This is a genomic window from Streptomyces sp. NPDC087906 (assembly GCF_055584925.1).
Window position 1 is genome coordinate 1,019,672 of record NZ_JBVJLC010000001.1, and the last position, 25,878, is coordinate 1,045,549.

At 68.3% G+C, this 25,878-nt stretch carries 27 protein-coding genes; 12 read left to right on the top strand and 15 right to left on the bottom strand.

What is annotated here, in order from left to right:
• Nucleotides 1-4 precede the first annotated feature (4 nt).
• The 6 genes from ACZ63I_RS04505 to ACZ63I_RS04530 all read right to left on the bottom strand — a co-directional run bounded on the left by ACZ63I_RS04505 (nt 5) and on the right by ACZ63I_RS04530 (nt 5,084).
• Nucleotides 5-838 (bottom strand): bifunctional DNA primase/polymerase, encoded by an 834-nt coding sequence (locus tag ACZ63I_RS04505; protein ID WP_469335231.1) that lies wholly within the window; start codon nt 836-838, stop codon nt 5-7.
• Nucleotides 839-1,068: 230 nt separating this feature from the next.
• Complete coding sequence (locus tag ACZ63I_RS04510) at nt 1,069-1,428, bottom strand: MazG-like family protein (protein WP_469335233.1); 360 nt, start codon at nt 1,426-1,428, stop codon at nt 1,069-1,071.
• On the bottom strand, nt 1,421-1,834 hold the full coding sequence (locus ACZ63I_RS04515) for an ASCH domain-containing protein (protein ID WP_469335235.1): 414 nt from the start codon (nt 1,832-1,834) through the stop codon (nt 1,421-1,423). Before ACZ63I_RS04515 ends, ACZ63I_RS04510 begins: the two co-directional genes overlap by 8 nt.
• A gap of 202 nt (nt 1,835-2,036) precedes the next feature.
• On the bottom strand, nt 2,037-4,202 hold the full coding sequence (locus ACZ63I_RS04520) for a P-loop NTPase family protein (RefSeq protein WP_469335236.1): 2,166 nt from the start codon (nt 4,200-4,202) through the stop codon (nt 2,037-2,039).
• 97 nt (nt 4,203-4,299) lie between these two features.
• On the bottom strand, nt 4,300-4,638 hold the full coding sequence (locus ACZ63I_RS04525) for a DUF6257 family protein (RefSeq protein ID WP_469335238.1): 339 nt from the start codon (nt 4,636-4,638) through the stop codon (nt 4,300-4,302).
• Nucleotides 4,639-4,727: 89 nt separating this feature from the next.
• The gene (locus ACZ63I_RS04530; protein WP_469335240.1) at nt 4,728-5,084 is read right to left on the bottom strand and encodes a DUF6251 family protein; all 357 of its coding nucleotides are present in this window, start codon (nt 5,082-5,084) and stop codon (nt 4,728-4,730) included.
• Nucleotides 5,085-5,467: 383 nt separating this feature from the next.
• Here ACZ63I_RS04530 and ACZ63I_RS04535 point away from each other — a divergent pair, with 383 nt between their 5' ends.
• A complete protein-coding gene (locus ACZ63I_RS04535; RefSeq protein ID WP_469335241.1) occupies nt 5,468-5,617 on the top strand; it encodes a hypothetical protein in 150 nt (49 codons plus the stop codon).
• 84 nt (nt 5,618-5,701) lie between these two features.
• Here the strand turns inward: ACZ63I_RS04535 and ACZ63I_RS04540 are convergent, their stop codons facing one another.
• From ACZ63I_RS04540 to ACZ63I_RS04560, 5 genes are all read right to left on the bottom strand, one after another.
• A complete protein-coding gene (locus ACZ63I_RS04540) occupies nt 5,702-6,028 on the bottom strand; it encodes a hypothetical protein (protein WP_469335243.1) in 327 nt (108 codons plus the stop codon).
• Nucleotides 6,025-6,939 (bottom strand): adenine nucleotide alpha hydrolase family protein, encoded by a 915-nt coding sequence (locus ACZ63I_RS04545; protein WP_469335244.1) that lies wholly within the window; start codon nt 6,937-6,939, stop codon nt 6,025-6,027. The genes ACZ63I_RS04540 and ACZ63I_RS04545 overlap by 4 nt, the downstream gene beginning before the upstream one ends.
• Complete coding sequence (locus ACZ63I_RS04550) at nt 6,936-7,766, bottom strand: protein spdB (RefSeq protein WP_469335562.1); 831 nt, start codon at nt 7,764-7,766, stop codon at nt 6,936-6,938. The genes ACZ63I_RS04545 and ACZ63I_RS04550 overlap by 4 nt, the downstream gene beginning before the upstream one ends.
• A 38-nt stretch (nt 7,767-7,804) precedes the next feature.
• Entirely contained in the window at nt 7,805-8,065 is a 261-nt protein-coding gene (locus tag ACZ63I_RS04555; protein WP_469335246.1) for a DUF6284 family protein, read from the bottom strand.
• 92 nt (nt 8,066-8,157) lie between these two features.
• Nucleotides 8,158-8,628 carry a transcriptional regulator gene (locus ACZ63I_RS04560; protein ID WP_469335247.1) on the bottom strand — a complete coding sequence of 157 codons (471 nt, stop codon included), beginning with the start codon at nt 8,626-8,628 and terminating at the stop codon, nt 8,158-8,160.
• A gap of 534 nt (nt 8,629-9,162) precedes the next feature.
• Here ACZ63I_RS04560 and ACZ63I_RS04565 point away from each other — a divergent pair.
• Genes ACZ63I_RS04565 through ACZ63I_RS04575 form a run of 3 tightly spaced genes read left to right on the top strand, consistent with a single transcriptional unit; the run spans nt 9,163 to nt 11,419 of the window.
• Nucleotides 9,163-9,930, top strand: coding sequence for a GntR family transcriptional regulator (locus ACZ63I_RS04565; protein WP_469335248.1), 768 nt, complete (start codon nt 9,163-9,165; stop codon nt 9,928-9,930).
• Complete coding sequence (locus ACZ63I_RS04570; RefSeq protein WP_469335249.1) at nt 9,927-10,496, top strand: GNAT family N-acetyltransferase; 570 nt, start codon at nt 9,927-9,929, stop codon at nt 10,494-10,496. Before ACZ63I_RS04565 ends, ACZ63I_RS04570 begins: the two co-directional genes overlap by 4 nt.
• Before the next feature lie 23 nt (nt 10,497-10,519).
• On the top strand, nt 10,520-11,419 hold the full coding sequence (locus tag ACZ63I_RS04575; RefSeq protein ID WP_469335251.1) for a DUF6602 domain-containing protein: 900 nt from the start codon (nt 10,520-10,522) through the stop codon (nt 11,417-11,419).
• On the opposite strand, the gene ACZ63I_RS04580 is transcribed toward ACZ63I_RS04575, so the two are convergent.
• From ACZ63I_RS04580 to ACZ63I_RS04590, 3 genes are all read right to left on the bottom strand, one after another.
• Nucleotides 11,416-11,889, bottom strand: coding sequence for a hypothetical protein (locus ACZ63I_RS04580; RefSeq protein ID WP_469335253.1), 474 nt, complete (start codon nt 11,887-11,889; stop codon nt 11,416-11,418). The two genes, ACZ63I_RS04575 and ACZ63I_RS04580, sit on opposite strands and share 4 nt — an antisense overlap.
• A 14-nt stretch (nt 11,890-11,903) precedes the next feature.
• The gene (locus ACZ63I_RS04585) at nt 11,904-13,037 is read right to left on the bottom strand and encodes an ImmA/IrrE family metallo-endopeptidase (RefSeq protein WP_469335254.1); all 1,134 of its coding nucleotides are present in this window, start codon (nt 13,035-13,037) and stop codon (nt 11,904-11,906) included.
• A gap of 439 nt (nt 13,038-13,476) precedes the next feature.
• Complete coding sequence (locus ACZ63I_RS04590) at nt 13,477-15,198, bottom strand: dolichyl-phosphate-mannose--protein mannosyltransferase (RefSeq protein WP_469335256.1); 1,722 nt, start codon at nt 15,196-15,198, stop codon at nt 13,477-13,479.
• A gap of 155 nt (nt 15,199-15,353) precedes the next feature.
• Here ACZ63I_RS04590 and rsmI point away from each other — a divergent pair, with 155 nt between their 5' ends.
• The 7 genes from rsmI to ACZ63I_RS04625 all read left to right on the top strand — a co-directional run bounded on the left by rsmI (nt 15,354) and on the right by ACZ63I_RS04625 (nt 21,516).
• Nucleotides 15,354-16,265: a 16S rRNA (cytidine(1402)-2'-O)-methyltransferase gene (gene rsmI, locus ACZ63I_RS04595; protein WP_469335258.1), complete on the top strand. Its 912-nt coding sequence runs from the start codon at nt 15,354-15,356 to the stop codon at nt 16,263-16,265.
• A 130-nt stretch (nt 16,266-16,395) separates the two neighbouring features.
• A complete protein-coding gene (locus ACZ63I_RS04600) occupies nt 16,396-16,866 on the top strand; it encodes a hypothetical protein (protein ID WP_469335259.1) in 471 nt (156 codons plus the stop codon).
• 80 nt (nt 16,867-16,946) lie between these two features.
• Nucleotides 16,947-17,825, top strand: a complete 879-nt coding sequence (locus ACZ63I_RS04605; protein ID WP_469335260.1) for a TatD family hydrolase — start codon at nt 16,947-16,949, stop codon at nt 17,823-17,825.
• A 108-nt stretch (nt 17,826-17,933) separates the two neighbouring features.
• Entirely contained in the window at nt 17,934-19,181 is a 1,248-nt protein-coding gene (locus ACZ63I_RS04610) for a ubiquitin-like domain-containing protein (RefSeq protein ID WP_469335262.1), read from the top strand.
• Nucleotides 19,178-20,047 carry a 16S rRNA (adenine(1518)-N(6)/adenine(1519)-N(6))-dimethyltransferase RsmA gene (gene rsmA, locus ACZ63I_RS04615; protein ID WP_469335264.1) on the top strand — a complete coding sequence of 290 codons (870 nt, stop codon included), beginning with the start codon at nt 19,178-19,180 and terminating at the stop codon, nt 20,045-20,047. The genes ACZ63I_RS04610 and rsmA overlap by 4 nt, the downstream gene beginning before the upstream one ends.
• The gene (locus ACZ63I_RS04620; RefSeq protein WP_469335266.1) at nt 20,044-20,943 is read left to right on the top strand and encodes a 4-(cytidine 5'-diphospho)-2-C-methyl-D-erythritol kinase; all 900 of its coding nucleotides are present in this window, start codon (nt 20,044-20,046) and stop codon (nt 20,941-20,943) included. The genes rsmA and ACZ63I_RS04620 overlap by 4 nt, the downstream gene beginning before the upstream one ends.
• Before the next feature lie 45 nt (nt 20,944-20,988).
• Nucleotides 20,989-21,516 carry a DinB family protein gene (locus tag ACZ63I_RS04625; protein WP_469335268.1) on the top strand — a complete coding sequence of 176 codons (528 nt, stop codon included), beginning with the start codon at nt 20,989-20,991 and terminating at the stop codon, nt 21,514-21,516.
• Nucleotides 21,517-21,572: 56 nt separating this feature from the next.
• Here the strand turns inward: ACZ63I_RS04625 and ACZ63I_RS04630 are convergent, their stop codons facing one another.
• On the bottom strand, nt 21,573-21,884 hold the full coding sequence (locus tag ACZ63I_RS04630) for a hypothetical protein (protein ID WP_469335269.1): 312 nt from the start codon (nt 21,882-21,884) through the stop codon (nt 21,573-21,575).
• Nucleotides 21,885-23,818: 1,934 nt separating this feature from the next.
• Between ACZ63I_RS04630 and ACZ63I_RS04635 the strand changes: the two genes are divergently transcribed.
• Nucleotides 23,819-25,678, top strand: a complete 1,860-nt coding sequence (locus tag ACZ63I_RS04635) for an ABC-F family ATP-binding cassette domain-containing protein (RefSeq protein ID WP_469335271.1) — start codon at nt 23,819-23,821, stop codon at nt 25,676-25,678.
• The last annotated feature ends 200 nt before the right edge of the window (nt 25,679-25,878 follow it).

Genomic DNA, 25,878 nt, shown 5'->3' on the forward strand with positions numbered 1-25,878 from the left:
AGCCCTACACCCCCAACGCGGTGCGGGCGTTGGCCCACGCGACAGCACAGTGCCGGGAGGACTCTCCCTTGGCCTGAGCTGCGGTGAACAGCCGCTGAACGTGGTCCTCGGTGAGGCAGCCGCACCGCCCGTGCGTGGACAGGACAGCGAGGAACGCCCGGTAGACGGTGGCGTGCACCGCCGAACTGGCCTCGGTGATGCGCTGTTCCGCCATGGCGATGCCACGGTCCAAGTACGAGGGTGCGCGGTGCGGGCACTCCCCGCCGCGGGCCGGCGGGTGCACTGTGACAGCCACCGGTCGAACCAGGGCGGGTTCCTTGAGGATCAGCGCGCGCACGACGTCCGGCAGAGGCGCCATGGTGCCGGTACCCGGGCCCATCCACCGGACGTATGCCATGGTCGACTTGATGTCGACGCCAGGGCGTACGGCGTTGGCGGACTGCATGGGTCCCATGTAGAGCCAGTGCTGGCCCCGAGTCGTCTGCACGGTTCGCGTGGCGGGCAGAGTCTCGCGGGCCCATGCGATGGCTTCGGCGTGGTCCAGGTCCACGACGGTCAGCCAGGCACCGCTGGGGTGATAGGCGACCGCGCCCGCCCGCACCCATGCGCGGCACCACAGACCGGACTCGATGATGCTCGGGTCCGTGGTCGCGGCGGCCCACCCGTGACAGGGCGCCGGGCAGGCGCAGGCGCCCGGGGTCTTCATGTTCGGCCGGCCACCACAGGCGTTGTTGGCGCAGGCCGGGCAGTTCCCGAACGGCACCTTGCCCGCCCGCAACGGCAGCACAGGAACGCCCTGGGTCGCGAGGGTGAGCGCGGTGCGCAGGTACTCGCTCATGTGCTCGCCTCCGCATCCTGCGGGAAGCACAGCCGGTTCATGTGGTCCGTGTAGCCCTGCGCGGCCTCGGTGGTGTCGCGGACGTTGCGGAGGGCGTGAGTGCCAGCCTGTGGGGCTGGTCGGTTCGAGGTGGATGGGGTCATGCTGGGTGTCTCCAGTTCTCTTCGGGAGGCTGGCAGGCGAGGGCGGCCCTGGATCTTTGGCGAGATGAGGGGGCCGCCCCCGTGCTGCTACTGGTCGGTGCCGAACCCGACTTCGAGCGCCAAACGCAGTCGCTCGCCCCGTGCGCGGGTGATGCTGGCGAGCAGGGCGGCGGGGTCGGGGTGGAAGCTGTGGAGCGCGACCATGGCGGCCACGATGACGTCGCACAGTTCGGTGGCGACGTCGGTGTCGCTGTGGCTGACGCCCTTGCGGGGGTTCTGGCCGCGCGTGCCGATGTACGCCTGCGCCGCTTCGCCTGCTTCCTCGGTGACCTTGAGCAGTCGCAGCGCGGTTTCGCCGGCGTCGCGACCGTTGCAGGCGTCAAGCCACGTCACGATCGCGTGCACGTCCTCCCACGGGAGCCTGCCGGACACGGTGAGTTCACTCATGGATGCCTCCCGAAGGGCACTTCGTCTGATCCGGGATCGATGTCATGAGATCGCGGTCCGGCGTCCAGAGCCGCAGGCGCCCCTTTGCGCGCACGGGCATGGTGAGTGCTCGGACGTTGGCGAGCGTCCAGTGATAGACGCTGGGCTCACCCCAGGGCGAGCAACAGCCGTCCGCACGGTGGTCGTCGGTGAGTTCGGCGGTGGCGATGACCGCGCTGCGCCGGTCCGGCCACGACGCCAGCGCGTCCCAGTCGGTGATGAGGAAGCGGCCCATGGGGTCGTAGCCCGCGCCGGCATGGATGAGGAGCGGGCCGCGGTAGGACGTCGTCCACGTCCGGTTCTCGGTGCGCTTGGTGCTGCGGGCGATGGCGTCCGCCCACGGCTGCTTGATGGTCAGAGAACGCATAACAGGTGATCTCCCGTTCGTCACTGTGCGTACAAGGGAGGGAGTTGAGGGCACCCCGGAGGAGCGCTATTTCCGGGGTCTTCCGAGGTCAGGGCGGGGCGCCTCCCTCGCTCCCTAACCGACGGTTACTCCAGATCAGTTGAGGGAGGCAGACCCGGGGAGGCAGTGAGGGAGTTCTCCCTCCCTCCCCGGGCGCCTCCCTTCACCCTGCGTCACTTTCCGGGGTGTCGGTGTCGCGTACTTCGAGTGCTTCGAGCAGCCGGGCGCGGCTGACGACCATGACCCCGCCTGACTTGTAGGGCGCCGCACCGACCGCCTCAAGAGCCTGCGCGAGGTCGCTGGCGGTCCACCCGCGGTACTCACCGGGGTTGAGCACGGCCAGCCGCTGGCGGACCTCGTCCGTGCGCATCCGCTTCGCATCTCCCACCACGGTGACGATGTCCGCGAGGTGATCGACCGGCTCGCCCGCCGGCACGGCCGTCAGCGTCGTGACCCCGGACCGGAGAGCCCTGGCGCGGGCGGTGATCTCCTTGGCTTCGTCGTCGTTGATGTAGTGGGTGCGGACGTTGACGGACACCTGCCCGGGTGCCATCTGAAGTCCGCTGCCGGCGACGACAAGCTGTCCCTTGTCGAGTCCCTGGCGCAGCTTGTGCGGGGCTGCGCCCGCCTCCACCGGGGAGTCACCCAACGCCATCTTGGCCTGCGACTCTGTGCCCAGGACCAGGGATGCGCGGATGTGGTTGCCCTCGCGGGAGCGCTTGGGCAGGTTCTGGTCGGTCGGGTCCTGCGTGCCCTCCCAGATGGTCACGTTGACCGCGCGGCCCTGGTCATGGATGCCCTTGACCGCCTGGAAGTACCGGCTGGTGGCCCGGGAACCGCCGTAGGGCCGCTTGTCCTTGCCGATGGCGCCGGACCCGTAGGCCACCTGTGCCTCGTCCACGATCACGACCAGCGGCGGGAACACGGTGCCCTTCGGGGCGAGCAGCCTGGACTGCATCTCTTCGAAGACGTCCTCCACCATGTCGGTGACCTGCACGACGTGGTCGTCGGTCGGCCCCTGGATCAGGACCGTGGCGAGCCCGTCGAACATGTCCCAGTCCCCGAGACCCTTGAGGTCCCCGATGCGGAACTCAACGGTCCTGTCCAGGGACAGCCACAAGGCCAGGGCCCGCAGGGACGCGGTCTTGCCCTCGTTGGACAAGCCCGTGACCAGCACCATCTTCTGATAGAGGCTGACCAGGGCGGCATCGCCGCGCAGGTCAAGGCCCCACGGGGCGCGGCCGTTCTTGTAATCGGCCGTCATCGTCGGGTCCGTGACCAGCGGAGACGCCGGAATCGGCTCATCCAATGCGCCGGAGTCCGCGATCCACAGGCGCACCGTACGGGCCGCCGGCGCCACGCTGACGTACACCTCATGCTCATGCCGGTTGAGGTTTTCCGCCAGCTTGCGCCGCCGGTTCATGACCTCTTCGGTCGAGGCGCCGGAGGGCAGGGTCACGTCGACTTCCACCCCGCAGCCGGCCAGCACGATCGGGCTGAGCATGCCGGCCCCCGCGTCGCCCATCTCCCGGATGGCCTTGCGGAGTTCGGAGATCCCCAGGTCACGCAGGGCGGTGACCACGATGGACGGGGTGATGGGGGCGCCTTCGGTGGTGCGCTGGCTGGTGGGCAGGGCCCACTGCGGGGCGGCCTGCTGGTGGCGCCCGACACCCCAAAGGGCGAGCAGCACCAGCCACGGGCCGGCGACCAGGGCGGGGCCCCATACGACGCTGCCGATGAACACCGCCCACCGGATCAGGTCGATCACGAACATGGTCGGTGCGATCACGTCGCCCGCCTGGCCGTTGGCGATGGCTAGCACCGTGCCGAGCGCGAGCAGACTGCCCACCCCCACACCCGTTCCGACCAGGGCACTCTTCGCGAGGTGCTGGGGTGCGGTCAGCAGGTCCATGCGGCGCTGGTGGCGGGCAGCGCGGAACTGGCGGCCCCGCTCCTCCCACTCCATCGCCGTTTCGTGCTGGCCGGCTGCTTCGGCGGTGCGCATCATCCGCTCGTACCGGGCCGCCGTGCGGCCGTCCCACGCGCGCTTGGTGACGATGCGGGTACCACCGACCAGGTACATGCCGTGACGCACCACCACACGGCCCGTCGTACGCGTCCGCTCATGCGTCACAGCCGTGCGTACCGCCCGCCCGCTGCGCTTCCACACAGCGACCCGTACCGGCTGCGAGGGTGCCGGAAGGGGCGGGGCAGGCTGGTCTTTGACCAGGTCAATCACGGGTGCCGTGGTGGCGTCACGGCCGTCACGGTGGTCATCAATGTGGTGGATGCTGCCCAGGGTGGGCACCTCGGGTATCGGGTCGGTCATCATGGACTTCCTGTCTCTGTCTCAGACTCTGGGGATGGTGCACGGGAACCCCGCGACGGCCGGCTGTCTTGGCGGATGACGGCCGTCGCGGGGCTGGTCACAGGCCGATACGCCGGGCGGCCCGCTCCGTGCGCCGCAACGTGTCCTCGGCCCGCTTGAGCGCCGTCCGCGCCGCCGGACGCTCGCTGCGGTCGGCGGTGCGCAAGGCGGTCTTGGCGACCGCGACGGCCTTGCGGGCGATGTCCAACTGACGTCGCATGGCGTCCTGTTCGCGGGCGTTGCGCTGTGCGGCCCTGTCGGTGATGCGGTCGACACGGCGCGTCAGATCCTCGATGTAGACCTCTTCGCCGGCGGTGCCGCGCTTGACCATCCGCGCGACAAGCGCAGCGGTACGGGCCTTCTCGCCTGCGGTAAGCCGCAGTTCCTGCTGTGCCATCGTGTGCGCTCCCTTCGGGCCGGTCCGTCCGGTCCTCTGCCGTCACCGGACCCGGTGGTGGCACCCGGGGGCGACAGAGGCACGACGGATCAGCGCCGGCGCAGGGACTTCGCCGCACGCTTGCCGTCCGTACCGCCGACGGAGCGCACCACGGTGACGACGGCCCATGCGGACACGACGATGACCAGGGCGACGACGGCCAGGGAGATGGCCATCGACGTCATGGCCGCAACGAGCATCGGGCCGAAGTAGACGGAGGCGCCGACCGCGCCGGCGCCCATGCCGGAGCCGAGCGCGACGCGCTGCACCGTGCGATCGGGTGCGGCCTGGTGGATGTGCACGACCTGCGGGGACTGCTGCTGCGCGGGCAGGGCGTGCGGGTCGATGTAGGCGTGGCGGCCGTCGGGCAGTTGCACGACCGTACGCGGGGCAGGGAGCTGTTCCACAAGTCCTCCAAAGCGGGTGTGCGAGGGGTGGTGCGGAGTGCCCCGGGCCCGATCCGATCGGGCGCCCTCACGGCTTGGATGCCGGGGCTGCGGCGAGCTGGGCGGCGTGTCGATCAGACGAAGAGGTCTACCCGTGTGAAACCACCGACCGTTCGGTCATCCACGCGACCGGTGACGCGGTTCGGGTGGATTTCTTGCTGGTCAGAGCGCTGCTTTCGAGCGAAACGGGGTCACGGTTACTTCCGCTCCGGCAGTGCCATTTGAGCTGATGGTTCGTCAGCTTGTGTGATTGTGTTCAGCCCAGTACTGTCCGCGATCAAGAAAGCCTTGATCGCGAACGGAAGTGCTGAGCAATGCGAGTAAAAGTTGTTCTGATCGGCGTCATGACCGCTGCCCTGACCTTCGTGGTCGGCGTGGCGACAGCGAACGCGATGTGCATCGCTTCCCAGGTGAAAGCGTCGGCATCCGCGGACTCGATATGCAGCCCTTCTCAGGCGAAGCTGTCTGCGCAGGCGACGGGCAAGGCGATCTAGTCCGCAACCACACCCGGCGCCGTACCGACGGCGCCGGGTGTGGTTGGGCTAGGTAGTGTTCCCCGGCCCCCTCTTCTTCGCTGGTCAGAGAGTGAACAGATCCGGTTGAGCGGAGTCGTTCGCGGTGGTGGTGGCGCGGCGCCGGGCTGCGGTGTGACAGTCGGGACACCAGGCGCGCAGATCACTGACGGGCAGGCGGCATGCCTGGACCGTGGGTGTGAGCGGGTCGGCGGGGGCCGCGATCAGATGGACCGGGCCGCGGTGTTTGCTGGCGTGGTGGTCGTGCTCGCGGGGGCAGCGTCCTTGGGCCTTGGCGTGCTTGCTTCCGCACTGGCCGGTGCACTGGCAGCGGTAGCCCGCCGCGCGCATGACCGGCCGCCAGGTGTCGGCTGCGGTCAAGGGCTCGCTCATGCCGCTACCTCCGCCGCGTCCGGGTCCTCGCTGCGGCACGTCCACGGTGAGCAGCCCGACGGTTCGCTCTCGTCTTCCTGGTCGGCGAGCAGTTCCAGCAGCGAACTTTGGCGCTGGCCCCATTCGTGGGGCGTGACTTTGTCGATCGGCGCCTGGTCCAGGGGCAGGCACGAGCGGTGCAAGAACGCTTCACCGAGGAGCGGGATGCTGCCGGCAGGGCCGCGCCGGTTGCCGGCGCGGATGGCGTGGTCGAACGCGACGGCATCCGTCCACTCTTCGGGCTGGTGGTCGCGCATGTGGCGCCACTGAGCGTTGGAGTGGAAGGGGCAGCCGATGCACGCGGATTTCGGGGTGGACTGCCAGCCCCGCCGGGCGAGGAAGCGCAGGCAGTCCGTGCGCGCCCAGTCCATTTCCAGCAGCGGGTGCCGGTTGACGGCGTAGCGGATGCCGGAGTCCTTGGCCCGGGTGAACTCATCCCGGCTGATCCCCACCCACTGCTCAGCGAACACACCCTGCTTGACCCGCGCAGGGGGTGGGAAGCCGAGCAGGGTCCGCACTTCCCGCTTGATCTTCTTCAGCTTGTACTCGTCTGTGCACTGGCGACGGATCATGCCGGTCGTACCGTCCGGGTTGCGCACGTACAGCGGCATGGAAGCGAACCGGTGAGCCGGATCGAGGGCGTCAGCACGGATGTTGCCGCCACCGGTCCGGATGATCGGGATACCCGCCGGCACCGCAACCTCCCGCTCCAACCGCTCAAGGTGGGCGTAGACGGCCTTCGGCTCCCAGCCGGTATCGGAGAAGACCGCCGCATCCAGACGCGGCAACCGCCCCTCCACCGACAACATCAGCAAGGTCGTGGACTGCACACCCGCACCCAGCGACAACACCCGCAACGCAGGCGCCGTCATGCCGCCACCCGCTTCCACGCCGCCCGCAGCCGCATTTCGGAGGCTGAGTGGCCGTTCGAGCGAAAGCGGGTGGCCATCTCGCGGTAGGACAGGGGCGGCGTCGTACTGTGACGGATCTGGTCGACCAGCACGTCCAGAGCCTCATCACTGAGCGCCGGAGACCCGTCCAGCGAGAGCGGGCCAACCGGCTCCATGGGGCCCCACAGGGGGAGATCCCAGCGGGGTGTGACACCGGGTGTGACGGGGGTCGTCACGCTGGTCAGTGCCCGTCCGGTGTCCTCGCCGTCCCGGGCTGTTTCCAGCGTCGACCAGGCCCGGGAGAGGGTTTCTGCGGTCCTGGCCTGGACGCGTGCGACGCGGGCACCCGCCTCCGTCACGGCCGTCAGCCGGGTCTCTTCCGAAGCGGCCTGCGACCGCAGCCGGGCACGGGCCACGGCCGCCTCATCGCGGGCATCCTGCTGGATCACCCGGATCGTCCCCAGCGCCGACGGGGTCAGCGCGGTCCGCTCCCACAGCCCGTGAACGAGCCACAGGGCCTTGGCTGCGATCGGGAGCCACGCGACCGCCAGCCATGCCCCGGCGGATGCTTCCGCGGTCAGGGCGTGGGCGATCAGGACGCCGGCGGCGAGGGCGCCGAAGCACCAGCCGACACCGGTCACCGCGCGGCTGTGGTCGCCCTGCGCGGCCAGGCGCCGTTCGTAGGCGAGGGTGGCCAGCCATCCGCCGTCGATACCCAGACCGACGACCAGCGCGACCGGCCACGGCATCGCCGTGCCCAGCCACATCACGACCACAGCCAGCGTGAGGACCATGGACACGGCCGTCATCGCGACCGCCGGCAGAACCGTCTTGGCATTCTTGGTATTCACGCCGTCACCCCCGAGTCCGGGAGCTCCCGGTTGGCGACCGCGCGCCGCGCGGCCAGCAGCCGGCGCCGCGCCCGGCGGATACGGCGGGTGTCCAACTCGGTGGGGGGCCGGTCGATCGTGATGATCTGCGCGTCCAGCAGGTCGACTTCCGCCAGGATGACGGGCATCTCCTGCTCGATCGCGTCCAGTTCCGCATCCGACGGGCCGTCGGGAAGGGTGCTGGTAACGGGCTGTTGAGCAGCAGCGATGTGAAACATGGGTCAGATCTCCTAGGGATCGGAACGGCCCAAGAAAGGCGACCCCCGGTGGTGAGACACCGGGGGTCGCGCGCCGTTCGGGTGACGAATGGTCAGACGGTGGCGATGATCAGCGAGCCGATCAGCAGCCACACGTGATGAAAAGACTGGTCAAGCGCGTAGGCGCCGGTACCGAGGTGCCCGGCGGGCTTGCCTGTTGCGGTGACGGGGGCCGCCGGGTGCGTACCGGTGCCGAGCGAGTAGAACTCGCCCTTGCCGGCCACCTTGGCGAGCCAGGCGAGCGTCGAGCGGCGGTCCGCCCACCAGTGGGTGACCGCATCGCATCCCAGACCAAGGACGATGCCGAGCGCGCTTACGCGCAGGTCCAGCAGCATGACGACGGCAAGAAGGGCGACGCCCTTCGTCAGGGTCAGGCCCAGGACGTGCCGGGTGTCAGCGAGACGACCAACCCAACCGGGACGCCCCTTATCCGCACTCTGTACCGACGTCTGTACCCAGTGGTCACCGAACGAGTGGCCCACCAACAGAGCGACGAACACGGCGGCGAAAGTAGCAGCGGGCATGCGGGAATCTCCTGTCGCATGGAGGTTCGGAGACTGTCCGGCTCCCCTCAGCGCTGCTCGTACGAGACGAGCAGCGGAGGCAACCGACCGCCGCGAGGTGCGGCGGAGCGATCGAGGTGAGCAGTTGCGCGGGTCTGAGCCGCGCTGGCCACCTTTTGCGGGAGGTGACGGCCCGTCCTACGCGATATGGATCTCAGCCTGTGTCCCGCTCCGCCGAGGAATCGCATCTCGGTCTCTTCGCGCGGCGTACTCGCCCTTGGGGAGATCCGTTCTTTTAAGTCGGCGCGTGTCCCTGACGGGAGGTAGCCGACTGGTCTCCACTCGCCTCGACCGGGGTGGTCACGGCCGTGCTGGCTGCGGTGGATCACGCTGTTGAGTTGTGAACCCAGGTGGGCCCACTTAAGGGTGTTGCACCACCTGGTCAGCTTGTTGGTACAAGCTGATGCAGTGATGCTGCACCCACGGACAGTGAGGCGTCAAGAGGGTTGGGGCTACATGTACCAACAAGTTGCGCGAGTGCGTCATGATGGGGCTATGACCAAGCAGCCGAAGTACCGGCAAGTCGCGGACGTCCTTCGCCGTGAAATCGACAACGGCACTTATCCGCCTGGGGCCCGGCTGCCCTCTGAGAACGACTTGCAGCAGCGGTTTGACGCGTCCAGGAACACGATCCGCAACGGTCTAAGTCTGCTGGTCAGTGAGGGTCTGATCGCATCCAGCCAGGGGCTTGGGTACGAGGTCAAGTCGCACGAGGTGTTCGAGCTGAACGCCTCTCGCTTCGAGAACCTGACCTTCCCGCAGAACGGAGATGCATACAGCACAGACGTTACGAACGCGGGTCGTCAGCCCCATCAGACCTTCCGTGTGGAGATGCTGCCGGCCTCGAACGACGTTGCCGAACGGCTCAAGATCCCGGCCGGTACGAAGGCCGTATTGCGGTTTTGTCATCGCTACGTTGACGACGTTCCGTGGTCAACGCAGGCGACCTACTATCCGTCGTGGCTGGTCGACGTCTCGCCGCGACTGACTGAGCCGGGAGACATCGAGGAGGGCACGACTCGCTACCTCGCATCGCGAGGGATCGAGCAGGTCGGTTACTTCGACGAGATCGCGGCTCGGATGCCCACGCCTGACGAGGCCCGTCTCCTAGAGGTCGGAGCTGGAGTACCTGTGATGATCTGGACGCGCACAGGCTACTCAGTAGACCGTCCCATCCGATGCACAATCACGACGTTCAGAGGGGACCTGAACCGCATGAACTATGAAATCGGCGAACTGTCCGCCCGAAGCGAGAACGCGTGATCATCGCTGCTGCAGAGCCTCACGACGTGACCAAGTTGCTCGCCTTCCGCGAGGAAGCGGCGGCTTGGCTGCGGGGTCTCGGATCCGACCAGTGGAGCCGTCCATATCCCGCTGACAAACTGTTGGCCGCCATTGAGGCGGGCACCGTGTTCATGCTTCGCGACGGGCGTACGACGGCCGCGACAGTCACGCTGACCCCGGACGCCGAAGAGGGCCTCTGGAGCGAGTGCGAACTGGCCGAACCGTCCATGTTCATCAACAAACTCACTGTTGACCGCGAGTACGCCGGTCAGAACCTTGGCGGTCGGCTTCTTGACTGGGCTGGTGATCGTGCGCATTGTGCTGGCGCCAAGTGGATCCGGCTGGACGCCTGGACGACGAATGAGGGTCTCCAGAGGTACTACCTCGGGCAAGGGTTCATGCATATCCGCACCGTTCATGAGGGCCTCGCGGTGAACGGCGGACCGAGGGTCTCCGGCTGGTTGGCTCAGCGGGCGGCGCAGCCAGCGGGTCACGGGTTCACAGATCGGACGCCAGCCCCCGATCGGCTTCGGTTCGCTGCTTGAACTGAGCCGGAGCCCATTCCGAGATGGTTCATAACCAGTCAAGTTTAGGATTCGAATTGAGTAAAGTAGTTGAAGAATACTGGTCTGGGGTGGCTCGCCGACTGCAAGAGGAAGTGGACACTTTCAACAAATTGATCGGTCATGCCGGTGAACAGGGGCGCGAGAATGAACTATCCCTGGTGAGGTTGATTGAAAACCTCTTGCCGTCCACCGTTGGCGTCGGAAGCGGGATGGTGATTGATTCGCACGGAGAATATTCCAAGCAGATGGATATTCTCATCTATGATGTATCGAGTCAGCCATCTGTGATGGCGCAGACTAATCAAGTAATTTTTCCGGTTGAATGCGTCTTGTTGGCCATCGAGGTTAAGACGACTCTAACCGAGGATGAGATCAAGGACTGTGTAGCAAAGAAGAAGTCGCTCACAGCTTTGAAGCCTGGAAACAGCAAGCAACCCCCTAGGCTGGCGGTGATGGCCTACCATGCGGAGGGCATGGCCCCTACCATTACCAAAAACATTCTGGCGCATCAAGAGGATGAACGACCCGAATTGATCTGTATCGTTGAGCCAGGGATGATTGCAGGATCGAAGAGGCTCGTGTATCGAGACAATAGCCAGGGTTCTGTTGTAGGCATCGTGGGGCTCCATGAACTAGATTCTGCCGGACAAAGGATTTCCGGAGAATTTAGGAAGCCGCTTGACAGTGAAAAGGAAGCACGTGTTCTACGCGCCGGCTCTTCCTATCCGATTGCTCGTCTCGGTATGCGCAAAGAGGACAGGGTCATCGGAGAGCCTGGTCGAGCCCTCCTGCTCTTCTGTGCGGCGATCATGGACTTGCTTGCTGATGTCTCGAACCTTCCAGATTCGGTAATCAACTATTATCTGCAAGATCCGGCCAGGGAGCTCTTGGAGACGTCTTAGAGGAAATCTCCAAGATCGTTCCTGATTGCCAACTCCTGAGCGCTTATGGTTACAATATCAATGTCTTTGCAGGCTTCCGCCAGACACTTTCTTTCGGGGAGATCGCGACGGTCTTCGGTTACAACGTAGACTTCGGAGATCTGCTGCTTGAACATGAGGGCCATTGCGGCGACGAAAAGAGGGGCTTGCTCCATTTCGCCGTCCATGTCGAGAATTTGTTCACACATGCCGAGAACCGACTCTTGCCATTGCCCTGGAACGGCTCGGTGCGTTCGGTGACCTGATGCCGCATTGATCCAGGTATAAACGTGCTCGCCATACGCGTACTTTTGACATTCCTTCACGACGAGATCGGGAAAGGTGAGTTTTCCCTCCCTGACCATATTCGTGAAGCCGTCAAAAAAGAGTGGGAGTTGTGAGTCATCTCGACACAGTTGAGGCAAAGCCAGCACGGCATGTGTGTCGACCACGTATAGCTGCAACCTCACACCTCTTCCATGAGGCGGCGGCGCAGGTCGGCCAAGTTTTTCCCGTCGACATTCAAGTATTTACGGGCGTCGATGTCTGCGAGTGACCCCTTGTCCCTAGCCGCAAGGACAAGTCGAGGATAGGTTGTTCCGTACTCGCGTATGCGGCGTACCGGTGTTGTCTGCGGCTCCCCTCCGAAACCTCCTTTCTCGATTTCGAGAGGATTATTCCGCACTCTTTCGTACAGCGCCCAATCCGCTCTCCCCAAGGCAATAAGGCGTAGGGCCACAGATAGAAAACTCGCTTTGTATCGCTGAGCAATGAGGCGGACTATGTCGATATTATCGCTCTCGACATAGTCGACCTGTTTGAAGTCCAGATAGGCGAAGAGATGATGCTGGGGCAGCAGGAAGGCGGCTGCGAATTGGTCGCACCATCGCTCTTCGGCAGGCTCGGGTGATCCACATACGGCCTGTTCATGTGCTAGTAGATGGCCCAATTCGTGCAGCAATGTAAAGGTGCGAGCTGCGGGAAACTGGGAGCCGTTAAAAGCGATGACTGGAACTTCTGCATCGTAAATTGAGAAGCCACGGCAAGCTTTCTCGTCCATGGCTACTTGCAGTACCAGAATTCCGTGATCTTCGAGAGATCGCCGGAGCAGTTTCGTAACCGCACCTTTAGAGGTGGCGGTGACCTGCCATTTAACGTCCCACCGCAGCCATCGCTGTACCTCGTAAGCAGTCTTCTCCGGGCTTGGTGTGCGGTTCGGGAGCGCAGGGGGAGTTGATTCATCGACTGAATCGAAAGCCCATTTTGCGATCTTTTGTCGCCGTTGGGCACTCCGAAGCTCGGCCACTTCTTCGCTGGTGAGTGTGCGTGTGCCCTTCTTGCCCCACGGGTGCCGGAAGGCGGCTTCAACGGCGGGCTGCTGCGGAACTCTCGGCAGGAAGAAGAAAGAAGTTGGCCTTCTTAGTAGCTTCGCGATACCTCGGAGTTGGGTCGTGCTGGGGGCGTCGTCACCAGCCAGCCACTCATCTACAAGGTCATCTGGCACGGACAAGCTCAGGGCAAGCTCACCTCGTGTGACACCGGCCTGCTTCAGAGCCCATGTCAGCACATCAGGGTTGACGGGTTGCTTGATGGCCGGCACGTCACCAGGCTACTGGCCATCAGCGACAACGTCACGACGCGTACCAGAATCGTTGCTATGGGCAAGCCTTCCGGGTGGAACTTGGTCATCAGTGGGACGGGTGCGGCCAGACAACGTCAACCGCAACGCTGCGAACCACTGAGGGGGTGCGGCAACCGGCCGCGCCCCCTGCTGTACCTCTGCACATAGGGGGCAGGCAGTCGAGCCGCTCCGTGGACGAGACGTGGACGGTTTAGCGGCACGACAATGTGCCCTTCTGCGTTTGTGCAGGTCAGTGCAACTTCCGGGTGGCTTCGATGGAGGGACTGTAAATCTGCTGCCGGGCCCTGAGCTGGGCCGTCCTCGGGCCGTGCGAGGAGGACCAACGAGGACCGCCAGCGACCACCAACGACCAACGGGGCCCGGCAGACTGCCGGGCCCCGTCGTTGCATCAGTGCAGCTAGACCCAGGTGTCGAACCACATCCGGTTCTGCCAGTCGCGATACGGGATCGGTGTGCCCGTGTAGAGCGGCCAGAAGTAGATGAAGTTCCAGATGATCAGCAGCACCAGCACGCCCGCGCCGACCGCGCCGATCGTGCGGCGTCTCTCGTCGGAGCCCGCAGGGCCGATGATCGCGCCGATCATCATCGCCACCGCCAGACACAGGAACGGGACGAAGACGACCGCGTAGAACAGGAAGATCGTGCGCTCCTGGTAGATGAACCAGGGCACCCAGCCCGCCGCCACGCCGCAGGCGATGGCCCCGGCGCGCCAGTCGCGGCGGAAGGCCCAGCGCCACAGGACGTACAGGAGCGCGAAGCAGGCCGCCCACCACAGCAGCGGGGTGCCCAGCGCCAGGACCTCGCGGGCGCACTTCTCGCCGGCGTCGGACGGGCAGCCGTCCGTGCCGGGCGCGGGGGACTGGTAGAAGTACGAGACCGGCCGACCCAGGACGATCCAGGACCACGGGTTCGACTGGTACTGGTGGCCGGACGTCAGATTGACGTTGAACTCGTACACCGCGTGCTCGTAGTGCCAGAAGCTGCGCAGCCAGTCCGGCAGCCAGGTGAACGAGCCGCCCGCGCCGTCCCGCTGCGCCCAGTCCCTGAAGTACCCCTTGTCGGTGAAGAGCCAGCCGCTCCACGACACCAGGTACGTGGCGAGCGCGAGCACCACCGTCGACACGAAGGCCGGCAGCAGGTCGTGCCGGAACACCGCGCGGTACGGGCGTACGGCGCCGGCCGTGCGGCGCGAGCCCACGTCCCACAGCACGCTCATCACGGCGAAGGCGGCCAGGACGAACAGGCCGTTCCACTTCGTCGCGAACGCGAGACCCAGCATCAGCCCGGCTGCCAGCCGCCACGGCCGCCAGCCCAGCTTCAGCCCCTCGGCGACCCGTACGTCGGGCCGCAGCACCCCTTCGTCGTCCACCGGCAGCGCGGCGGCGAGCTTCCGCCGGGTCCAGTCGCGGTCCGCGATCAGACAGCCGAAGCCGGCCAGCACGAAGAACACCAGCACGCTGTCGAGGAGCGCGGTCCTGCTCATCACGAACGCCAGACCGTCGACCGCCATCAGCAGCCCGGCGAGACAGCCCAGGAACGTCGAGCGGAACATCCGCCGGCCGATCCGGCACAGGATCAGCACCGAGAGCGTGCCGAGCACCGCGACCATGAAACGCCAGCCGAAGGGGTCGAAGCCGAACAACTGCTCGCCGAGGCCGATGACCCACTTGCCGACCGGCGGATGCACGACGTAACCCGGATCGCTCGGCACCGGCACTGCGGACGGGTCGGCGAGGATCTTCTTGTCGATGTCCTTGGGCCAGTTGCCCTCGTAGCCCTGGTGGATGAGCGCCCAGGCGTCCTTGGCGTAGTACGTCTCGTCGAATATCACCGCCTTCGGACTGCCGAGGTGCCAGAACCGCAGCACCCCCGCGATCAGCGTGACGAGCAGCGGACCGCCCCAGCCCGACCAGCGGGTCAGCCGGCGGGCCAGCAGCGGCGGCACGTTGAGCACGTCCCACAGGCGTTCGGACGGCTGGTTGAAGGGGGGTACGAGCCGCTCGCGCAGCCCTGTGACCTGGCGCGGGACATGGCCGAACCGGCGCAGTCGCTGCGGCCAGGAAGGCGGCGTGTCGTCGGCGTCGTGGCCCTGCAGAGACTTGGGCGCGGTACTGGTCACCGCGCCATCGTAGGGAACGCGGCTGTGGGCGGGGTGCGCCCGCCCCTGCGAGAGGGGTGGTCGGCCGCTGCGGGGAAGACGGTCGGCTTCTGGGCAGAAGCTGCTCGCCCCTTCTGCTGCGAGGGCCGGTCCCCGCTGCTGCGAGGATGGCCGGTGTGAACGCGACACCGGTAGACCACTCCACGCCCGCCCTCGGCACGCTCGTCCTCGCCGGGACCCCCATCGGGGACGTGACGGACGCGCCGCCCCGCCTCGCCGCCGAGCTGGCGACCGCCGACGTGGTGGCCGCCGAGGACACGCGGCGGCTGCGCCGACTCACCCAGGCGCTGGGCGTGCAGACGCGTGGCCGCGTCGTGTCGTACTTCGAGGGCAACGAGTCGGCCCGTACCCCCGAGCTGGTCGAGGCGCTGGCGGGCGGCGCGCGGGTGCTGCTGGTCACCGACGCGGGCATGCCGTCGGTCTCCGACCCCGGCTACCGGCTGGTGGCCGCCGCGGTCGAGCGCGACATCAAGGTCACGGCCGTGCCGGGGCCCTCCGCCGTGCTGACCGCGCTCGCGCTGTCCGGGCTGCCCGTCGACCGCTTCTGCTTCGAGGGCTTCCTGCCGCGCAAGGCGGGCGAGCGGCTGAGCAGGCTGCGGGACGCCGCCGACGAGCGCCGCACCCTCGTCTACTTCGAGGCGCCGCACCGCCTGGACGACACCCTCGCCGCGATGGCCGAGGTCTTCGGCGCCGAGCGCAGGGCCGCCGTCTGCCGCGAGCTGACCAAGACCTACGAAGAGGTGAAGCGCGGCGGTCTCGGCGCGCTGGCCGCGTGGGCCGCCGACGGCGTACGGGGCGAGATCACCGTCGTGGTCGAGGGCGCCCCCGAGCGCGGCGGCGAGGATCTCGACGCGGCGGAGCTGGTACGCAGGGTGCGCGTGCGCGAGGAGGCGGGGGAGCGGCGCAAAGAGGCGATCGCTGCCGTGGCCGCCGACGCGGGGCTGCCCAAGCGGGAGGTCTTCGATGCGGTGGTCGCGGCAAAGAACGCGGCTCGCGCGGGGGCGCGGGACAGTAAAGGACCATCTTGAAATGCAAAGCCGAGACCGGGTCAATGGGCAGTTGGACATGAGAAGGCCAAGACCGCTCCATTAATCGACAGGCACTGATGCGCTTCCGCCGGTAAAGGCGTCCACTGGGATGAGTGGAGAGGAAGAAAGCATGAGTGAGATCACCGGTGACGTCGTTGCACACGAGGCATACGCCTTCGCCTGCATGCGATGCGGACACGGCTGGGAATCGGCTTACGACATCGAGCACCACGTCGACGGCGACGGTCACAATTTCGTTGTGTACAAGTGCGAGGGCCTGCGGGTCCCGTCCCCGTTGTCCAGCCCGACCTGTGGCAACTGCGGCGGGCACGTGGTGCGCATCATGAGGTCCGGCCAGGTGTCGTCCGTACGGGCGCTGGCAGGACAGTTCCACACAGCGGAGACGCCGGCAGCGGCGGCGGCGATACCCGGGACTGGTTCCGGAGCCCCTTCCGGAGCCCCTTCCGCCGGGCGTCAGGACGCGGCGATATCGGGCGACGGCAGTGCGGCCGTCACGAAGCCCGAGCAGCACCAGCACCACCACTGGCACCTGTCCGACCTGCTGCACCCCTTCCACCACCAGCACCACGGTCAGGGCTGACGCCTCCGGGGCACGGTCCCGCGTGGCTGCTACTCAGCCGCTACGGAGCCGCGACGCAGCCGCTACGTAGGATCGCGCCCATGAGTACGAAACAAGCGGCTCCACCGCTGCCCGCTCCCCTCCGGGTGGCGGTGGCCGATTCGCACACCCACCTGGACATGCAGAGCGACACTGTCGACGAGGGCCTCGCGAAGGCCGCGTCCGTCGGAGTGACCACGCTCGTCCAGGTGGGGTGCGATCTGAAGGGGTCTCGTTGGGCCGCTGAGACGGCGGCGGCCCACGAGAACATCCACGCGGCGGTCGCCCTGCACCCCAACGAGGCGCCCCGCATCGTCCACGGCGACCCGGACGGCTGGTCCCGGCAGGGCGAGCGGGCCGGCGGCGGCGAGGCGGCGCTGGACGAGGCGCTGGCCGAGATCGACCGGCTGGCCGCCCTCCCGCAGGTGCTCGCCGTCGGCGAGACCGGGCTCGACCACTTCCGTACGGGCCCCGAGGGCGTCGCCGCGCAGGAGCGCTCGTTCCGCGCGCACATCGAGATCGCCAAACGGCACGGCAAGGCGCTCGTCATCCACGACCGCGAGGCGCACGCCGACGTACTGCGGATCCTCGCCGAGGAAGGCGCACCCGAGCGGACCGTGTTCCATTGTTATTCCGGTGATGCGGAAATGGCGCGAGATTGTGCTGCGGCAGGTTACTTCATGTCATTCGCAGGCAATGTGACATTCAAAAATGCTCAGCCGTTGCGTGACGCGCTCACAATAGCGCCGCTGGAGCTGATTCTTGTCGAAACCGATGCGCCCTTTCTCACGCCGGCGCCGTATCGTGGCCGACCGAATGCGCCGTATCTGATTCCGGTGACCCTGCGCGCGATGGCGGAGGTGCGGGAGATCGACGAGGACGCGATGGCGGGGGCGGTGGCGCGCAACACGGCGGCGGCTTTCGGCTACGCGGCCACCTGACTCCGCCGCCGCGGGTGAGGGGTGACCACGGTGTGTGGTCGAGCCGCTTTGGAGAGTGACGAAAGCTCCGCTACTCTCCCGGGGCACCACGGTCGTGGTCACCCGAACTTGTGGAGCGTCGTGAGCAATTCGCAGGGCAGTCACCGTGCGGCACGCGGCCGCCGCCACGCCACCAGGACGGTCGAGCCGCCGCCGCGCCGCCGCGGGCCCGCCGCCCCGGCTCCCGACACGCTGCGCAGGCTCGTACCGCAGGCCCTCGTCGTCGCGTTCCTCGCCGGCGGGACCTCCGCTTTCGTCGCCAACGACAAGGCGGTGAAGCTCAGCGTCGACGGCGTGCCCCGCACGCTGCACACCTTCGCGGGCGGCGTGGACGAACTGCTCGCCGACCAGGGCGTCACGGTCGGCGCGCACGACATCGTCGCCCCGGCCCCCGGCGACGACCTCGCCGACGGCGACGAGGTCGTCGTCCGCTACGGCCGTCCCGTACTGCTCACCCTCGACGGGCAGCGCCGCCGCGTCTGGACGACGGCCCGCACGGTCGACGGCGCGCTGCGGCAGCTCGGGGTGCGCGCCGAGGGCGCGTTCCTGTCGGTGTCGCGCTCCTCGCCGATCTCGCGGCACGGCCTCGCCCTCGACGTACGCACCGAGCGGGCCGTGACGTTCATGGCCGACGGCCGCGAACGCACCATCCGCACCAACGCGGCGACGGTGCGCGAGGCGCTGGCCGACGCGGGGATCACCCTGCACGCGAAGGACGACACCTCCGTACCGGGGAGCAGCTTCCCGCGCGACGGCCAGACCGTCACCGTCATGCGCATCACGGACAGCCGCGAAGTGCACGAGGAGCCGATCCCGTACGACACGGAGAAGACCCGGGACCCGACCGTCTTCAAGGGGACGGAGATCGTCGACCGGCAGGGCAGACAGGGGTCCCGGCGCGTCACGTACGCGCTGCGCACGGTCAACGGGGTGAAGGAGAAGCCCCGCAGGATCGGGGCCGAGGTGGTGCGCGAGCCGGTCACGCAGCGGATCAGGGTCGGTACGAAGCCGAGGCCGGTCTCCGTCGAGGAGGTCGGCGGTGCGGGCCGTGCGGGCGGTGGCGGGGGCGGCGGGGCCGAGGGGCTCGACTGGGGCGGGCTCGCGGCGTGCGAGTCGGGCGGCCGGCCGGACGCCGTCGACTCGTCGGGCAACTACGGCGGGCTCTACCAGTTCGACACCGGGACCTGGCAGTCGCTGGGCGGCAGCGGCCGTCCGCAGGACGCGCCCGCGGGTGAGCAGACCCGGCGGGCGAAGAAGCTCTACGTGCGACGGGGGGCGAGTCCGTGGCCGCACTGCGGCCGTAGGCTTACCGGGTGAGCACCACTGAGCCCGACGCACTCCTCGGCCCCGCCGACATCCGTGAACTGGCCGAAGCGCTGGGCGTACGCCCGACGAAGCAGCGCGGCCAGAACTTCGTGATCGACGGCAACACCGTCCGCAAGATCGTCCGTACGGCGGCGGTGCGCGCGGACGACGTGGTGGTGGAGATCGGCCCCGGGCTCGGCTCGCTGACCCTGGCGCTGCTCGAAGCGGCGGACCGCGTGACGGCCGTCGAGATCGACGACGTACTGGCGGGCGCGCTGCCCGCGACGATCGAGGCGCGCATGCCGTCGCGCGCGGACCGGTTCGCGCTGGTGCACTCGGACGCGATGCAGGTGACGGAACTGCCGGGGCCGCCGCCGACGGCGCTCGTCGCGAACCTTCCGTACAACGTCGCCGTGCCCGTCCTGCTGCACATGCTGGAGCACTTCCCGACCATCGAGCGGACGCTGGTCATGGTCCAGGCCGAGGTCGCCGACCGGCTGGCGGCGGGGCCCGGCAACAAGGTGTACGGGGTGCCGTCGGTGAAGGCGAACTGGTACGCGGACGTCAAGCGGGCCGGGGCGATCGGCCGCTCGGTCTTCTGGCCCGCGCCGAACGTCGACTCGGGTCTTGTCGCGCTCGTACGGCGCGCCGAGCCGGTACGGACCACCGCGTCGCGGCCGGAGGTCTTCGCCGTGGTCGACGCGGCGTTCGCCCAGCGCCGCAAGACGCTGCGGGCGGCACTCGCGGGCTGGGCGGGGTCGGCGCCGGCGGCGGAGGCGGCGCTGGTGGCGGCGGGGGTGTCGCCGCAGGCGCGTGGGGAGTCGTTGACGGTGGAAGAGTTCGCGCGGATCGCGGAGTCGAAGGGGGCAGGGGCATGACTGTTCGGGTGCGGGTTCCTGCGAAGGTCAACGTCCAGTTGTCGGTGGGCGCTGCCCGCCCCGACGGCTTCCACGACCTCGCGAACATCTTCCTGGCCGTCGGGCTGTACGACGAGGTGACGGTGACGCCGGCGGACGAGCTGCGCATCACCTGCGCGGGCCCTGACGCGGACCAAGTCCCCCTGGACCGTACGAATCTGGCGGCGCGCGCGGCGCTCGCGCTGGCCGCGCGGCACGGCATCGACCCGCGCGTCCACATCCACATCGCCAAGGACATCCCGGTGGCGGGGGGCATGGCGGGCGGGAGCGCGGACGGCGCGGGTGCGCTGCTGGCGTGCGACGCGTTGTGGCAGCTCAACTCGTCCCAACGTGAACTCCTCGACATCTGCGCCGAGTTGGGCAGCGACGTGCCCTTCAGCCTGCTGGGCGGTGCGGCGCTGGGGGTGGGCCGAGGCGAACAACTCACCCCGCTCGACGTCGGCGGCACGTTCCACTGGGTGTTCGCGGTCGCGGACGGCGGGCTGTCGACTCCGGCCGTATTCCGCGAGTTCGACCGGCTGGCGGAGGAGGCGGGCGCCGCACCGCACGCGCCGGTCGCCGACCCCGCGCTGCTGGCCGCCCTGCGCAAGGGCGACGTGGCGGCGCTGTCGGCAACGCTGAGCAACGACCTCCAGCGCGCGGCCCTTTCACTCCGCCCGCCGCTGGCGGACACCCTCGCGGCGGGTACCGCTGCGGGTGCGGTGGCGGCGCTGGTCTCGGGCTCGGGCCCGACGACGGCTTTCCTGACGGAGGATCAGGAGACCGCCGCCCAGGTCGCCAAGGCGCTGGTGGCGTCGGGGACGTGCCGTACGGCACGGGTGGCGGAGTCACCGGCGGCGGGTGCGACGGTGGTCTGAGAACGGTCTCGCGTCAGCGGCACGCTCTGTGCCAGAGTGCCGCCTATGGCGATGACCCCGGACGGCCGCCCCGTGCCGCCCCCGCAAGCCGACGAACGCACCGCGCTCGAAAGCTGGCTGGACTTCCACCGCGCCACGCTCGCCGTGAAGTGCGCGGGCCTTGACGACGAGCAGTCGCGCATCGCGTCGGTGGAACCGTCACGGATGACGATGCTCGGCCTGGTCCAGCACCTGGCGGAGATCGAACGTAACTGGTTCCAGCGGGTGTTCGCGGGCGAGGACGTCCCCTGGGTCCACAGCACCGCCGGCGAGGACGGTTTCACGCTGGACCCGGACCGGGGCCTCGAAGAGGCGCTGGCGACGTGGCGGGCGGAGGTCGCCCGAGGCCGCGAACTGATCGCGACGGCCTCGCTGGACGATGTGGGCACGCTGTCGGAGGCGAATGCCGCGATGATGGGCGGCCCACACGTCTCGCTGCGCTGGATCCTCATCCACCTGATAGAGGAATACGCCCGCCACAACGGCCACGCGGACCTCCTGAGAGAACGACTCGACGGCGCCACGGGCACGTGAGCGCAGCGGGTGGGTCCCTCGCGTCGCGTCGCAGTCGCGACTGCGTCATGACGGGTTCACCCGCTGATGTCCCGGCGCAGGTCACCGCTCGCGTCGTACAGCTCAAGCCTGAAACGAAGCCCGAACCGGGAGAGCAGCGCCGCGAGGACGTCGAGCTTGCCGGGGTCGATGACGCCGCTGAGCAAGATGTCTCCCCTGCCGCCCGGACCAAGCTCGACCTGACACCAGCCGGTCGCGACTTCGTACGCGTCCCAGGCCGACGACCGAGACATCCAGCCGACGCCGACAAACGCCTCGGCCACAGCCGAGGTGTCAAGTCCGCGCAGCACACCATGGAGGTTGTCGTCGGCGTCGTTCGTGATGTCCACGGTCGGATTATGGGGCGCCAGGGCCCCCGATGGTGGGGCGGGACGCATGCCCGGCGGGTGAGGGCGAGGGTGAGGGCGAGGGCGGCATGGGCCGGGAGTTGGTGGGGGCCGGAAGGTGGGGGCGGTCGCGGGGCCGCCCCTGGGGGCGCTGGGTTCGTGGTGGCGGGTGCTTGGCCGGGTGCGGGAGCGGCGCGGTGGTTGTGTGGGGTGACTCGGGTGGGCTTGGCGTCCGCCCCGGCGGGTGGTGGGCTGGGGTGCATGCCCCGCTGGTCGCTGGGGGTTGGTGGGTGCGGGTGAGTGCGCATGGGCCGGGGGTTGGGTGGGCCGGGGGGGGGGTTAGCCGCCCGTGGGGCCGCCCCCTGGGGTTTGAGTGTCGCGGTTGCGGTCCGGGCGTCAAGGGCGCTCCTGCGTCGCGTCGGCTGCGCCGATGGGCTGCGCCCACCCTTGACCCCCGGCCCTCCACCGCAAGTACCTCTTTTTTGGGGGGGGCGGCCGGGGGGACCACGGGCAAGCTGGGATCGCGGTGACGGGTGCTTGGCCGACTGCGGGTGCCACGCGGTAGTTGCGTGGGGTGACTCGGCCCGTCTCGGCGTCCACCCCCACCGGGTAGTGGTTGCGTCTCATGCCCCGCTGGTCACTGGGTGTGGGTGGAGGCCGGGAGGGTGCCCTGGTGGGGGTAGTTGGGCTGGGGCGACGGGCCGGTGGGTGGGGCGGGTGTGACTGGGGTGACGGGGGATAGCTCCTGGGGCGGTGGTCCGGAGCCTTTTGCGTGGGGAGTTGCGTTAGACGCGCCATAGGGCGCACCCGGCCGGTGGAACGAGCCCGGCGGTGGGGCGGGTGTGACGGAAGGGACGCGGGATGGTCCGTGGGGCAGCCATCCCGCGCCTTATGCGTGGGGCGTTGCGTTAGGGGCGCCGCAGGGCGCCTCGGGCCGGTGGGGGGGGCACCTGGTCGGTGAATGGGGTGTGACAGGAGGGACGCGGGATGGCTTGTGGGGCGACCGTCCCGTGCCTTATGCGTCGGGCGTTGCGTTAGGGGCGCTGTCGAGGGCACCAAGCCCATGGATGGGTCTGATGGTGGGGTGGAAGTGAGGGTCGGCCGGGCCTGGCGCGCGGGCGGGTACGCGCAGCCCCTGTTGGGTGCCTCCCTGGGCACACAGGTCACACCGGCCCCGCCGCTCGGACGCTCCACCGCCCTGATGCGCCCTGACGCGCGCTCAACGCAACCACGCACGCATAAGGCTCCAGATTGTCGCCCCACGAGGCGTCTTCCGTCACACCCGTCACACCCGCCCCGCCGCCCAGAACCCTCCACCCGCCTGATGCGCCCTGCGGCGCGTCTAACGCAACCACCCACGCAAAAGGCCCGGGACCGACGCCCCGCGGCCCATCCCCCGTCACCCCAGTCCCACCCGTCCCATCCACCCACACCCAGTGACCAGCGGGGCATGAGTCTCAGCCGATACCCGGCCCGGGTGGACGCTTGGCCAGCCCGAGTCGCCCCATGCAACTGGTGCGTGGCACCCGCAGTCGGCCGAGCACCCGTCACCGCGATCCCAGCTTGCCCGTGGTCCCCCCGGCCGCCCCCCCCAAAAAGTGGTACTTGCGGTGGAGGTTCGGGGGTCAAGGGTGGGCGCAGCCCATCGCGGAGCGACGCGACGTAGGAGCGCCCTTGACGCCCGGACCGGAGCCGCGACACTGAAACCTCAGGGGGCGGCCCTACGGGCGGCTAATTCTTCCGGCCCGCCCACCCCCCGGCCCATGCGCACTGACCCGCACCCACCCCCCCCAGCCAGCCCGAGTCGCCCCATGCAACTGCCGCGCCGCACCCGCACCCGGCCGCCGCGGCTGCCCCCCAATCACCAGGCCGCGCGGTTCCCTCTTCCCGTGGCGATTACCCTGGGATGTCGATCGATCCCCCCGTACAGGAGTGAAATGGCCGTCAACCTGGTCAATGTCGAGACAGTCACCAAGGTGTACGGCACCCGTGCACTGCTCGACGGTGTCTCTCTCGGCGTCTCCGAAGGGGACAGGATCGGGGTCGTCGGCCGTAACGGTGACGGTAAGACCACCCTCATCCGGATGCTCGCCAAGCTGGAGGAAGCCGACAGCGGACGGGTTACGCACAACGGGGGGCTGCGGCTCGGGGTGCTTACGCAGCATGACTCGCTCGATCCCTCCGCCACCGTCCGGCACGAGGTCATCGGCGATCTCGCCGACCACGAGTGGGCCGGTGACGCCAAGATCCGGGACGTGCTGACCGGGCTGTTCGGCGGGCTCGATCTGCCCGGGTTCCCGCTCGGGCTCGACACCGTCATCGCCCCGCTCTCCGGTGGCGAGCGGCGCCGTATCGCCCTCGCGAAGCTGCTCATCGCCGAGCAGGACGTGGTCGTGCTCGACGAGCCCACCAACCACCTCGACGTCGAAGGCATCGCCTGGCTCGCCGGCCATCTGCGGGCCCGCCGCTCCGCGCTGGTGGTCGTCACCCACGACCGGTGGTTCCTCGACCAGGTCTGCACCCGCATGTGGGACGTGCAGGGCGGCAAGGTCCACGAGTACGAGGGCGGCTACTCCGACTACGTCTTCGCCCGCGCCGAGCGCGAGCGCATCGCCGCGACCGAAGAGGTCAAGCGGAAGAACCTGGTCCGCAAGGAGCTGGCCTGGCTGCGGCGCGGCGCCCCCGCCCGTACGTCCAAGCCCCGCTTCCGGATCGAGGCGGCCAACGAGCTGATCGCCGACGTACCGCCGCCGCGTGACACGTCCGAGCTGATGAAGTTCGCCAACGCGCGGCTCGGCAAGACCGTCTTCGACCTGGAGGACGTGACGGTCCAGGCGGGCCCGAAGGTGCTGCTGACGCATCTCACCTGGCAGCTCGGCCCCGGCGACCGGATCGGGCTCGTCGGCGTGAACGGCGCCGGCAAGACCTCGCTGCTGCGCGCCCTCACCGAGGCCGCCCGTACGCACGGCGATGTGCAGCCGGCGGCCGGGAAGGTCGTCGTCGGCAGGACCGTCAAGCTCGCGTACCTCTCCCAGGAGGTCACCGAGCTGAAGCCGACGCTGCGGGTCCTCGAAGCCGTCCAGCAGGTACGGGACCGCGTCGATCTCGGCAAGGGCCGGGAGATGACGGCCGGCCAGCTCTGCGAGCAGTTCGGCTTCACGAAGGAGAAGCAGTGGACGCCGGTCGGCGACCTGTCCGGTGGTGAGCGGCGCAGGCTCCAGCTCCTGCGGCTGCTGATGGACGAGCCGAACGTCCTCTTCCTCGACGAGCCCACCAACGACCTCGACATCGAGACGCTCAGCCAGTTGGAGGACCTGCTCGACAGTTGGCCCGGGTCGATGGTCGTGATCTCCCACGACCGGTTCTTCATCGAGCGCACCACCGACAAGGTGATGGCGCTGCTCGGCGACCTGTCACTGCGGATGCTGCCGCGCGGCATCGACGAGTACCTGGAGCGGCGCAAGAAGCTCGCCGATTCGGGCGTCGCCGCCGCCCCCGCGGCGACCGTGCCCGACCCGGGCAGTTCAGGCTCTGCCGCCGGAGCCGGTACGGGAGGTACGGGAGGTACCGGGTCCGCGCCGTCCGCCAAGGACGGCCGCGCCGCCAAGAAGGAACTCCAGCGGATCGAGCGGCAGCTCGACAAGATGTCGAGCCGTGAGACCACCCTCCACCAGCAGATCGCCGATAACGCCACGGACTTCGAGAAGGTGGCCAAACTGGACACCGAGCTTCGTGAACTGGTCGTCGAGCGCGACGAGTTGGAAATGCGCTGGATGGAGTTGGCGGAGGACGCGTAGCGGCGCGGCGAAGACCTCGTAACGGGCGCATCACGGGCCGGTTCTCCCTTGGGAACAGGGGCAGGACTGGCCCCTGTCGTACATCAGTCCGAGTGGTAGAAAGAAAGCCCGCTCGGCTGAAGTGACCACACGGGAGTTACTGTCCGCCGCGGCGGAAGCGTACGACGGGCGGGGAGCCGTACAACAGGGGGAAAGCGCAG